This window comes from Arthrobacter agilis, assembly GCF_030816075.1.
GTDB classification, from domain to species: Bacteria; Actinomycetota; Actinomycetes; order Actinomycetales; family Micrococcaceae; genus Arthrobacter_D; species Arthrobacter_D agilis_E.
The window spans coordinates 574,125-586,294 of sequence record NZ_JAUSXO010000001.1; the positions used below are offsets into that span (position 1 = coordinate 574,125).

8 protein-coding genes and 1 pseudogene are annotated in these 12,170 nt (G+C 58.8%); 5 read left to right on the plus strand and 4 right to left on the minus strand.

Going from position 1 to position 12,170, the window contains the following annotated elements; translation table 11 throughout:
* Positions 1-14 precede the first annotated feature (14 nt).
* Together QFZ50_RS02570 and QFZ50_RS02575 are read left to right on the plus strand one after the other, a co-directional pair.
* On the plus strand, positions 15-1,184 hold the full coding sequence (locus tag QFZ50_RS02570) for a glycosyltransferase (protein ID WP_307081623.1): 1,170 nt from the start codon (positions 15-17) through the stop codon (positions 1,182-1,184).
* 231 nt (positions 1,185-1,415) lie between these two features.
* Positions 1,416-2,411, plus strand: a complete 996-nt coding sequence (locus QFZ50_RS02575) for a hypothetical protein (protein WP_307081624.1) — start codon at positions 1,416-1,418, stop codon at positions 2,409-2,411.
* A gap of 312 nt (positions 2,412-2,723) precedes the next feature.
* On the opposite strand, the gene QFZ50_RS02580 is transcribed toward QFZ50_RS02575, so the two are convergent.
* Together QFZ50_RS02580 and QFZ50_RS02585 are read right to left on the minus strand one after the other, a co-directional pair.
* The gene (locus QFZ50_RS02580; protein WP_307081626.1) at positions 2,724-3,299 is read right to left on the minus strand and encodes an arsenate reductase/protein-tyrosine-phosphatase family protein; all 576 of its coding nucleotides are present in this window, start codon (positions 3,297-3,299) and stop codon (positions 2,724-2,726) included.
* Positions 3,300-3,785: 486 nt separating this feature from the next.
* Positions 3,786-4,286 carry a VanZ family protein gene (locus tag QFZ50_RS02585; RefSeq protein WP_307081628.1) on the minus strand — a complete coding sequence of 167 codons (501 nt, stop codon included), beginning with the start codon at positions 4,284-4,286 and terminating at the stop codon, positions 3,786-3,788.
* 235 nt (positions 4,287-4,521) lie between these two features.
* Between QFZ50_RS02585 and QFZ50_RS02590 the strand changes: the two are divergent.
* Positions 4,522-5,173 (plus strand): annotated as a pseudogene (locus QFZ50_RS02590) (50S ribosomal protein L25/general stress protein Ctc).
* Between the two features lie 9 nt (positions 5,174-5,182).
* Positions 5,183-5,767, plus strand: coding sequence for an aminoacyl-tRNA hydrolase (pth, locus tag QFZ50_RS02595; RefSeq protein ID WP_307081631.1), 585 nt, complete (start codon positions 5,183-5,185; stop codon positions 5,765-5,767).
* Positions 5,768-7,222: 1,455 nt separating this feature from the next.
* Here pth and QFZ50_RS02600 read toward each other — a convergent pair.
* Positions 7,223-8,410, minus strand: coding sequence for an acyltransferase family protein (locus QFZ50_RS02600; RefSeq protein WP_307081633.1), 1,188 nt, complete (start codon positions 8,408-8,410; stop codon positions 7,223-7,225).
* Positions 8,411-9,736: 1,326 nt separating this feature from the next.
* Between QFZ50_RS02600 and QFZ50_RS02605 the strand changes: the two genes are divergently transcribed.
* Positions 9,737-10,726: an acyltransferase family protein gene (locus tag QFZ50_RS02605; RefSeq protein WP_307081635.1), complete on the plus strand. Its 990-nt coding sequence runs from the start codon at positions 9,737-9,739 to the stop codon at positions 10,724-10,726.
* A gap of 83 nt (positions 10,727-10,809) precedes the next feature.
* Here QFZ50_RS02605 and QFZ50_RS02610 read toward each other — a convergent pair whose 3' ends face one another.
* Positions 10,810-12,102 carry a hypothetical protein gene (locus QFZ50_RS02610; RefSeq protein ID WP_307081637.1) on the minus strand — a complete coding sequence of 431 codons (1,293 nt, stop codon included), beginning with the start codon at positions 12,100-12,102 and terminating at the stop codon, positions 10,810-10,812.
* Positions 12,103-12,170: the final 68 nt, after the last annotated feature.

Sequence of the window (12,170 nt, forward strand, 5' to 3'; positions counted from 1 at the left end):
TGACTGATTGAAGAATGACCTTGGAGTTGAACATGAAAAGTAAAAGCGACAAGAAAGATTCGACGATCGAAGGGGAGTTGCCACGTGCCCTCTGGATTACAAATTTCGCCGCCCCGTATCGTCTTCCCGTATGGAGGGAACTATCATCGCATTTCGCGCTCGACGTACGGGTCTTGGTCGGCGCTCGGAATTTTCACCTAGATGCGAGAAATCGTGGCGACGAATGGTCGCCTGTTTACCAATCGGACGAGACTTTTTCGATCAGCACATTGAAAACCTACAGAGTGCCGAAGATATCGCGGCCGCTTCACTTCCTAGGCGCTATCAAAGAGCGAACGACGTTTCGGGCGGGCGGAAGCATCCTGATCGGGGGGTGGGAAGAGCCAGCGTACTGGCAGTCTCTTATAATAGCGAAAATTAAAGGCATAAAAGCAGTAGGATTTTACGAGTCAACCTTGGAATCGCAAACTCATAAGAGTGACGTGATTGCTTTCGCGAGAAGCGTCTTCTTTAGGCTGTTGGACGCTGTCGTAGTGCCCGGGGTGGCCGCGGGGGAGGCTGTAGAGGGAATGGGAGTTGATCGGTCCAAGATATTTGAGGGGTTCAATGCGGTCGATGTTGCAGCTTTCAGTCATGCTCGTTTGCGGAGCGTGCCGGAAAGGGGCAGGAAGGGCCACAAGTTCCTCTTCGTAGGGCGGCTAATAGAACTCAAGAACATCGCCAGCATCATTGAAGCGTTTGCTGTCATAGCTGCGGAGGCTGACACGCTGACGCTTATTGGCAGCGGTGAATTGGAGGGAGACCTACGACAGCAAGTCGACAGACTAGGGCTGAATGACCGGGTGCTCTTCCTAGGGAGAGTGGCGTACTCTCATCTGCCTGATCTAATGGTCCAGTATGACACTTTGGTTCTGGCGTCGCTGACGGAAGTGTGGGGACTTGTAGTTAACGAGGCTCTGGCGGCTGGACTGCATTGCATTGTAGGAGACCGATGCGGTGTTGCTTTGTCGGTAAGAGACATGCGAGGGGTTTACATCACTGGTGTTGAAAGCGCCGACATTGCAACTAGCATGTCAATTAGCCGAGACGAGTGGGGCGGACCACTCTTAGCACCAGAGATACTTCAGAAAACCCCTGAACTGCTCGCGCTGACTTTCGCGGCGGCGCTCCAACGAAACCGTTAGCAGACGAGGTTGTCCTCTGGTTTCGCCTGAGGTTTCGGTTTCCCTGATCGAGCGTTCAGTGCCGTTGACGATTTCTATTCCCCGCTTCCATGAAGCTCCGCGATTGCCCTTGGTCCTGGTTCTCTTCTCTAGCGGCTGACGGCAGGAGATGGTGGTTTAAAGGACCGAGCGTGATCGGCGGGGCGCCTTCGGGTACTCGGCCTTCAGGATAAGTTTGAGTAAGATCGATGCATGACATCCTCTGTAACGGTCGCGGTACCGTTCGTACGCGTTGACGCTAGCCAAAATCCAAACATCCGGTCAAAAAAAGGTGACGCCGCGTCGGCCTATTTTCGTGCCATGACCGTTGCTTTCGCTTCTGTTCGGCGGCTTCACCCCGACTTCAAGCTTGAGTTGATCACGAATGCTGAAATCCCCACGGATTTCGAACCAGGTTTATTGACTCTTGGGGTGCAAGTAAAAATCGTACCGTTCAGCCATCGACCGCCATCTGGTTTTTCCCGAGTTTTTGAAGGATCGCTGTTCTTGCTTGATGCGCTGGATCACCTCAACGCTGACACGACGATCCTGATAGATCCCGATGTTCTTTTGGTGCGTTCGATGACCAGCATGTTGAGGGACCTCGGGGACGCGGTTGGCGCTGTGCACATTGACTACGGGAGCGCTCAAGAGGTGAATGGTCTAACGGCCGTTCAGGTGAAAGAGCTACATGCTTTGCTTGGTGAACCTTTGACGGTGCCGCAGCAGCATATGGGTGGAGAGTTCTACGTAATTCCGAGGTGTTGCGCTGGAGTTATCCGTCAACGAGCCGAAAGTGCGTGGAATTTGTCGCTGGATCGGTACCGTCGTGGAGAAGCGCGGTTTACGACAGAAGAACACGTGCTAAATTTCGCGCTGCGTGGTGTGCCTTTGGTTAAAATCAATGCTTACGTTCGGAGGATTTGGACGGCGCACAGTTTCCGAGATGTCGCAGAAAGTGACATGAAGTTGTTAGCTTGGCATCTTCCTGCCGAAAAAGATCGGGGGTTTGGGGCTTTATATCCGATAGTGGTGGACCGCGAATCTTGGTTTTGGCATGCCAGTGAGGAGGAGTTCGTCTCCAAGGCTGCTAAGGTCATGGGCCTAAATCGGAGGGGTCCAGTTCGACTCGGTCTGGATGCACTAGGGCCTATAGCGCGGAAGCTAAGGGAGCGTCGCCTTCCTATATCAATGCGAGCGGCAGGCTAGTCCTATTTGGTCGCCTAGTTTGCACGAGTCACTGCTTCCATTTTGGAATTCCGATTCGTCTCGATAGGTGCTGCGACGACAATGGGGTGTCGCGCGAGGGTTGGCAGGAATATTCAAGTTCGTTGCGCGAAGTTTCTGAGCGACTGGAAGCGGCTTCTGTGACTAGGGCATCCCTAGGACACGACGACGTGATTCTCGCAACTTCCGTAGAGTCCGCGGCGATAGCAAGGGCTCTATTGCACCGCGGCGAAATGTGCTAATGGCATGGACCGCACATTGACGAAGCAGGCGGTGCAGCGCCTCTGGCCGGATTCATCGATAATTGTGTTCCCAGTGTGCGAGAGTTTTCACTGCTGGCACTAGTTCGCGCGCCATTTGCTGATACACCGTCTCGGGGCGGCGGAATGGGTCGACGACGTCATCCTGCAATGGGTTGGAAGGGTGAACGGTGCGTGCGCGAACAACCATCGGCAGAATTGCCCGCCAGCGGTGGGGTCCGTCGAGTGAGGAGTCACCCTCCAACGTAGTCACGAGCCGCGCAAACTCTCGCAGTGTAAAGGTCTTCCTCAGCAGCGATGGCGCCATCTCGACGACCCGTTTGCGATGCTCGCGAGTGAGCGTCAGTACCAAGTCTTGATCCTGGAGAATGGACTCTTCGAGCTGCCGGGCGCGAAATCCTTCTGGATTGCCGTCGAACACCCGGACTAGGCCCGCAACTTGTGCGTCAATGGGTGAGCCCACCCGGGCGGCGGTGCCCGCACTGGAGATTTCAAACTCGCCAGGTGCGGTGCAGTCGAAGGCGCCTTGTAATAGCCGCTCCACCATTGGAGAGCGGCATATGTTGCCGGTGCACACGGCGAGTATGCGGAACGGGGGATCCAGCGTCATTGTTAATATTCCTCGTTTATCACGCCGGGTGAGTGTAGGGCCCGACATCAGTACCAAAGAGTGCCCACCTAGCGTACCTGCGTGAGCCCGCGATATGTGTCGCTACATCCAAGACGTCTGGTGCACGGACGGTGGTCCTCCGGCGTCCCAAGCGAGCGGCGAGGTGCGGTGTCCGCCTGTGCCCACTTCAGCTATCGCAGTGCGTTTGTACTAAATTCCGCCTTATTCATGGAACTGTGGTTGCGATGTCGAGCATGCGGGAGTCGCGCATGTGGTCGCGGTTGAGCGCAGACGTGGCCCAAGCAGATTAACGGCCTTCCGACGATCGAGCCGCCAGAGAGACTGCGGGTGAGTTGCACAGCGTTCCTTCGTCATCGGGCGTTGGTGTCCTTTAGCTTGCGGAAGGGAGTGATCCAAGGATGACGCTACTGAATCCCGAGAGACTTCCAGTGAGCGCAGGCTAGGACGAGTTGACGGTCGGTGAGGTTACGGCATCTGCCGGGGGTGACGCGCCGAGATCAGCATCCATGCGATGAAAGTGCCGCACACCGCACCAATGGTGTTGGCGAGCACATCGCCCAGTGTCGCAACCCGCTGCGGCAGCAGGAGCGCCTGCATTCCCTCAACGAGCAGTGAGAGCCCCAGTCCGACCAGTGGTCCGGCCCATCGCCAGCCGCGCGGGGCGAGGATGAACCAGAACAGGCCCAACGGAGCGAACATCAGCACATTGGAGAGGAACTCCACGGAGTTGTAGGTCACGGACGCGGGCAAACCGTGCGCGTGGAGGAACATCAGAGCCCTCTGAAGCAGTGGTGCGCCCGCACGGTCTATCGGCGTCGGCCACAGGACGATCACTGCGACCACCATGAGCCACGCCGCGCAGAGAGCTACGGCCGCGGTCCTGTGCCGCGAGGAGGGGAGTGACGCTGTGCTCACAAAAATGTCCTTTTCAGAAAAGCTCGTCAGCAGGCAGGGGAGTCGCTCCATTATGGCCGCCCAAGCCAACTGAACAGTTGACCCTCCGCACTCCTGTAGGATTGAGCGCGATGCCTAGGCGAGGGAGCGGGCCGGAGGAAGAATTATCCGGCCGTACTCCGTGATCGACGGTGGCTAGCGACTCTACTGGTTCCTAGACGACTGCCCCACGCGTGTTCCTTCTGCCCCGGCTTGAGTCCCAGTGCTCCCGCACATCGCGAAGAGCCGCAACCGTTCAGGAGAAACTATGTCCGAGCAGAAGCTCGCAGCACACGTCCGCACCGAATTCGGCAAGGGTTCGGCTCGCCAGGCCCGCCGCGCCAACATGATCCCCGCGGTCATCTACGGCCACGGCGCGGATCCCATCCACGTCCTGCTGCCCGCCAAGGCCACCACGCTGGCCGTCCGCACCCCTAACGCCCTGCTGACGCTGGACATCAACGGCGAGGACCACCTGGCCCTCGTCAAGGACATCCAGCGCAACCAGCTCAAGCGCATCGTCGAGCACCTCGACCTCCTGACCGTCCGCCGCGGCGAGAAGGTCCAGGTGGATGTCGCTATCCACGTCGAGGGCGAGCCCGCCGCCGACGTCGTCCCCAAACCTCGAGGCCAACACGGTCCTCGTCGAGGCCGACGCCACCGACCTGCCCGAGACCCTCACCGTCAGCATCGAGGGCCGCGAGGTCGGACAGCACGTCCACGCCTCCGACATCGTGCTGCCCCAGGGCGTCACCCTCCTGATCGAGGCCGACACCCTGATCGTCAACCTCGCCGCGCAGGAGGAGCAGGACCTGGGCGAGACCCCCGAGACCGACGCCGACGTCGAGGGCACCTCCGAAGGCGCGACGGCGGCCCACGCCGACGCCGACGCGGTCATCACCGACGCCGACGAGCAGTAAGTAGCACCGGTGTCCACTGGCACCTGGCTCGTAGCCGGGCTCGGGAATCCCGGGCCCGGCTACGCCGGCAATCGCCACAATGTGGGCCAGATGGTCCTTGATCTCCTCGCCGGTCGGATGGGTGGGCGCTTCACCACCTCGAAGGCGCAGGCCGTCACGCTCGAGGGACGGCTGGGCATCGGTGGTCCCCGCCTGGTCCTGGCCAAGCCCCTGACCTACATGAACACCACGGGCGGGCCGGTCTCCGCCCTTGCCCGGTTCCACGACATCGCGCCCGACCATGTCATCACTGTGCACGATGAGATCGACATCCCCTTCAATACCCTGCGGCTCAAGCTCGGCGGGGGAGAGGGCGGACACAACGGGCTGCGTGACATCAGCAAGGCACTCGGCACCAAGGACTATTACCGCGTGCGCGTCGGCGTCGGACGCCCACCCGGCCGCCAGGACCCCGCGGACTTCGTGCTCAAAGACTTCGGCACGGTCGAGAAGAAGGAACTGCCGTTCCTGCTCGACGCCGCCGCGGACGCTGTCGAAATCCTGATCCGCGACGGCATGCTCACTGCCCAGCAGAAGTTTCACGCCCCTGCGTAGGTGCCCGCGTGGAGACTTCCGCTGACGTCGTCTGTTTTGTGGACTAGGCCTGCAGAAACGAACCCTCTCGAGGCGCGTAAATCCTCGATGAGTACTAAGACAATCAGGGCGATGCGGCTCCGGGTCAGCGCCGTGGATAGAACAGGTGCAATCCCATTAGGGCGGTCAGCTGGGATTGCGACCTCGGAGATCACTACGATCGAGATCAAGAGCACTAAAGCCTGACCGTCGTGAGGACTAGTCCTCCTCAAATCATGGCTGAGAAACAGCTGATGTATCGCTGTATGGTTCGCGAGAATCAATTTCAGGAGAATGACGACCTCGGCGCCTTAATACACCGCGCTCCGCATCTCGCTGCGCTGAGTGCAACGATTGCCAGGGCGACCGTGGGCAGCAAGGTATGTCGACCGGCTCGCCGCGATCCTCGAGCGCAAATACCTCAGGGGTACTTGCATCGCGTCAACACCTCTAGGCGTGGACGGGAACGTCTGGGCTCATACAGGGCTACGTGGCGAGCAGGGCACAGGCATCGCGGACCATACCCTTGATGTGGACAGAACCGTCTACGTTACGCTGCTGGACCAAATGGGAGGCCGCTCCGGGCAGGCCTACGCAAAGAAGCTCACGGACGAGGCTCCGGCTTCACGGCCGGCCTCGGGGCTGCGGCATCGGGTCCGTTCCTTGAATACACCAACGCCATCCGCGACGAACTCGCTAAAACGATCACTGTCCTGGATTCGATCCCCGGGGTAAAGGTCGGCCTGGCCAAGGTCTACGAGGTTTGACGCCGCCTTCAGCAGGACACCCAGGGGGCACCGGGGCGGCAAGAGCGTTCCGGTCTACCGGATCCAAGGGGCGTCGCAATGAGGGGCCGAGGACCTCACTGACAGGAAAGTCCCGTTGCTCGATGCCGAGCCCAGCATCGGCGATCCCGGATACGAAGTTACGCAGGGCTGGCGGCTGGGCTCGATCCATCTGGCCAAGTCAGACGGGACAAGTGTAACCACCGGGATACTCACGGCAGTCCCGACCTGCCTTATCCCCGAAGTAGCCTGCCTCGGTCGCACTCTTTCGCAGTGGAAGTTCCCAGTATTGGACTACTTCAACAACACGGGTGCGTCCAAAATGGCTCCGAAACCGTCAACTGCTTCATCGAAACCTCCCGTCAAACCGCCATAGGCTATCGCAATTTAACTAACTACAGGCTCCGCTAGCTATTCGCAGCCAGCGGCCAGTGTCACTACCGCGCAAACCGAATCAACAACCCCAAACCCGAATGGGCCCCTGTTCGCAGTGCTGAAACACGTCTCGTTGTTCCTAGATGAACTCCGCCATGCGCCAATCCACCCAGTTTGTGCCGGGTACCCATCATGCGGGTAGGTGTGTCCGAATTTAAATTCGGCTTGCCGTAACGAGCCCGGGTTCTTCACCGGTTCGTGTCCAGCAAGACAGAAGCTAATATTTGGGGGCCTTGTAGCGATCTGGTGTGGCAGCTCGCCGTGCGCGGGCAATTAAACTACGAGTAGCCTCAGTCTTCTGCTCGGTAAGTTCGCCGAACAAGTAAGAGGCAAAACCAATGGCCAGTATCACCGCTGCCGCCATCGCCATATGCGGCAGGTCCATCGGCCACCGGCCCTCATGCAAGGGCACGATCAGCGCCGCAAGGAACACAACTAGGGGCATATGGATGGCATAGAACGAGTAGGAGAACTTGGCTGTGTAGGAGACTGTCGAGAGAGCACGTCCTGCCGCCCCTCGGAACTCGACGTCGCGGACGAATACCAAGACCAGGAGCGCCGCGGCAATAGCTGTTAGCCATGCACCAAGCCTCAGGGGCAACGTTGTCTCGTGGGAAAAGATCATGGTTCCCACCGTGAGGAAGACAGCGGAGGACCGTGCGCCCAACAGCTGGCTCGGTCTCATCGCCTCCAGCATCGCACTAATTCGATTCCTGTTGGCAGCCACGAGGGCTCCTAGGAGCCATGCAGGGAAGAGCAAGAGGACCTCGGTTCCGCTAATCGCTGCTCCTGCGATCAGAATAGTCACGGCGGCGACCCTAGCTTTCCAGGTCGCGCTGCGACGAAAAGCAATCAGGAGCGCTGGAAAGAGCAGGTAGTACCAGAACTCAAATGCCAGGGACCAGAGCGGACCGTTTGTGCCGAAGTATGGCACGTGGATCGATTGCACGAATGCGAGGTTACCGATGAAAGTGAGCGTGGAGTAGGAAGCGTCCGCTGGTATCCCCACGTACTTCGCTCCCTGAATGTACACGTCAGAGTCAGGGAAAAGCCGCCGACCAATTTGGTCTACGACGGCGGTCAAGACAAGCGCAGGAAGCAGAACAAGCCAAAGCCGAGTCAGTCGGCTGCTAGCGTACGAAGACCATGAAAAGGTTCCCGTCTTCATCCTCGACATGGCGCTCAGTCCAACCCAGTAACCGCTTAGAACAAAGAAGACGATGACGGCCTGCGATCCAAGACTTGTTAGTGCGTAGAGAACCGCGGTAATGGGCCCCTGCTCAGCGGTGGCATAGTCCTCGAAAAATAACAGCCGCACATGGCCCAGCACAACCAACAGCGCCGAAACCGCTCGGACCACATTCAAGACCTTGTTCTCGGCTGTCCGAGCACTCTTATTTCCCACAGGTGAATACTATTCCACGATTCGCGTTCAACGGGTCGTCGGCCTAGCGTCGTCGCGTCCCGCCCCTGCCGGCGGATGAACGGTTTTGGTTGGTCGGCAGCGGACCACACCTGTCAGAAGACACGAAGTGCCGCGATCACTAAGCTTTCGGTTCCGATACATAGCAATACGAGGCATGCATATGACATTCGCTGTGCACTCGTCGGTCGATGCCAAGCGCGGGCGGATTGGTCAACTTGGTGCCCTAGTTTTCAATCCGCATTCGTCTGCCGCAGGTATCGGTCGACGCGCTTCCGGACGAGATCCATCTTCGAAGTTTAGGGAGCTTTCCGTAAGCTTGAGCAACTGCTTGTCGCGGACAACTCCTTCCCGTCTTTGTGCGGTCCAGTTGAGGTCGGACGTTTCACCGCCCCCTCTACTATGCCTACCGAGTAGACCAACGACGGGTTCAATCGGCCGGCCGAGCCCATCACCGGATGATCGACCGTGGTGACACAAAATACGCCAACGCGCCCCAACGCCCGAGGCAATGAAACCTTGCTCGCGCTCGCCAGGGCCGGAGACCTCGCTAGCGGAACTCCCTACTTCGGTGTCCTCGGGCTCAGCCGCACCGGAAGCACGGCCACTTTGAGCCGGGTCAGAATCGCAGAGATCGGCATCGCAGAGTAGCTTGTGAGCCTATTCCGCGGTCGGCTGGCCATCTCCGTCAGACACCGGGTCGGAGGGCCTAGGTGTTCGGACGGTGGATCCTCCTAAGCTGAAGGTCGCTCTATGCCTTCGCGAGTCTCAGGACCCGGTCACTGGCCTAGGTATACGCTCCTCGATGACTCTCTCATAAGTGTGGCGGGACAACACGATGGCCGAATAGTTCTTTTCCGCGTTCAAGAGCGGGCGCGTTTTCCGGCCGAGCGCGACGAAGAAACAGGCCCGACGCCATGTCATCGCCCACGTCAAAGGCTTCTACAACAGCTGTCACCGGTACTCCAGACCCATATCCCGGCGCGTCAAACTGGCCCCGACGGCTGCGAACAACTGGTCCCGGCCGCGTTGCGACAACCAACACCCCACTACTCGAGGTCACCGCAGCAGCCCAAATCGACCTCACCACGCCGACAATTCGTGTGTCGGCAGACGTGTCTGCATCAGTGGTTGTCCCCAAACGCGCCTCCTCTAGCTCAGCCTGAAGCACCAAGGAGGAAGAGCTGTCCCATTTTGGGAAGTAGTTTCAGCGGTCGTTGACACCGACGCGCCGTCTTTGCCGATTGAGCGATCGCGCTACGCCGCCAGCGTATAGTTCAGTCAAACGCCTCTCGGGGACGGATGGATGTGAGTACATCGAGCAAGCCGCGGGAATCCTGGATTGACTGTCTTCGCGGGTTGGCAATCCTCCTTGTGATTGCTGATCACAGCGCGATAGCGACTGCCCAGCGGCTGGGCTCGGCTCCCCACATAGTGGAAGCCTTGAACGATGCCGCAAATCCGTTCCGGATGGCGACGCTGATGTTCCTGTCGGGGATGCTGCTCCCACAGTCTCTGAGGAAAACACGACGGCAGTACTTCTGCGGCAAGTTTTCTCACATTGCCTGGCCCTACCTGCTTTGGTCCTGCATCATCCTCGGTGTTTACAGCCTTGGATATTGGATACAGGGCACCCAACCGCTCGGGCTCGGAATGTTCCTGCGCATCATTTACTCCCCCCCTACTCTCTTGTGGTACCTGGCATATCTTCTAGTCTTCTACCTCATCGCCGCCTGGCTCAGCTGTCGGTTGAAGGTGTTGCTGATACCTCTTACCATGATTGCCTCTGGTCTCGTCGGTGGAGACGCTTCATGGCAATCCATGCTCTACCTATTCGGCTTCTTCCTGGCCGGAGATATGGCCGCTAGGACTCGTGCAAAGTGGGAAGCTTTCATGACAAACCCGGCAGCCCTGGCAGCAGGAGCGTTGCTCGCTGTTCTAGCGGCCGCTGTCTCTGCCGCAGGGGGAGAAGTCCGGTATCAAGCGATTTGGGCGGTGCCGGTTGCCGGCGGCATCTTCGTCGCCATCCCGATTGCGAAAGCATTGGCGACCACGAGAGTTGGGCAACTTGTGGCCGGAGAAGGCAGGGACTCAATTGTTTACTACGTTACCCACGCTGTCGTGGTGCTTATTCTTGCTGAGTCCCTAGCGGCTATCGGTGTCTCTAGTACGTGGGCAATTTACCTCGTGTGCTTCATTTCAGCACTAGCTGTCGGGTGGATAGCGTTGCGATGCGCCCGGCGCAGCGCGGCCGTCGAATGGGCCTTCAGGCTACCCCTGGTCAGAGTCAGGGTTTGAATCTCTCACCGCCGAAGCACGAGGCGACAGTGGCCCAATTTCGGTCCTACGCCAGCACAGAATCCGCCGAATGGACCTGCTGACTACCCATTCGACGTGGCGCTGAACGGAGGTGCCAACCTAGTGCCGTGGGCGTCGTTTAAGCGAGGGTGCATGTCCGGGAGCGTCAAAGTATATGCCAGCCCAGTGAGAACGAATACGAAAGTAGCGTCGCCAGCCGGCTGAGACAGCAGGAGCGTGATGAAGATAAGTGCGATAGGCGCAAAGGTTAGGTGTTTCGCGGGATGTCCCAAGCGGGACACGAACAGGGTCCCTGTCACCAGCAAGAAGTAAGGGATGCCGAGTAGCGCAAGCGCAGCAATAAGGTTGATTGCTGCTTGAGATCCGGCTTCAGCACCTCCGAATGGGTGTTCGGTGAGTGCCGCTAGGCCTAGTCTCATCGCCTCGGTCCTGTCGCCAAGCGATTCAGCATTTACGGTCTGCTTACTTGCCAGCCCTACAACTGGTGCAGCGACGGCCACCCAAACCGCGATGGCTAGTGCGCTCGTTTTGAACAAGAACCCGAGGAAGTGGGTGAAGAGGTCTCCGCTCTTCGGCTTACGGGCGAACCAAGCGAGGATCAGGACCACGACGAAAGCTCCAAACCCGGCGGTGGAGAAAGTGCCGAGAAGGCCGACGAGTAGGACAGCTTGACCAGGCCATCGAGGACGCCCGAGGCGCGGCCAGAGCAGCAGCGCCAATCCTGCGTGTAGAGCCATCCACCCAGGTTCGCTGCCCAACCCTGTGAACCGGGGCAGGTGAAGATTGGGCAAATTCAGTACACCGATGCTGGGAGTGAACGGGAAGAATAGTGTTCCGGCCCCAAGGACATTACTGATTGGGAAGGTCGCCAACGGGAGGGCGCCAACCCCGAGCACCGTCCAAGTCACTACGGTCACGGCATACGATGTGCACAGGGCAAGCATGATCCATACGAAACCGCGTCCAACCATCCGTCTACGCGCTGGATCCGCGAGAACCACGCCGATGGCTGCCACCGTGAGTACCGTCGTTACGAATCCCTGAAGAATAAGCGTCACCGAGGCGTAGCGACTGAAGATGGCAGCACTGAGCAGTAGCCATACCGTCGTCAGAATCATCCCTACTACAATGAACGTATAGCTGCGTGGGATGCGGGTCCTGCCGCGATCAGCAGTAAAGGCAATGAGAGACGCTGCGACACATATCGCTGTTCCCAGAATGGCGTAGCTCTCGCTCAGTACGTTCGGGCGCATCAATGGGAGCGCTGCGAGGACGAGAGCCGAGGAGAGTGCGTTTGGATTCCTGCTTGCGATCACGAAGAGGACTATCGTCCCAACGAGGAGCGGAAGTGCCATGGGCTGCTGAGTAGCTGCCGCGGTAGCGGCAGCTACGGCGACACCGGCTACCGCGTAGAGGCCGAGGG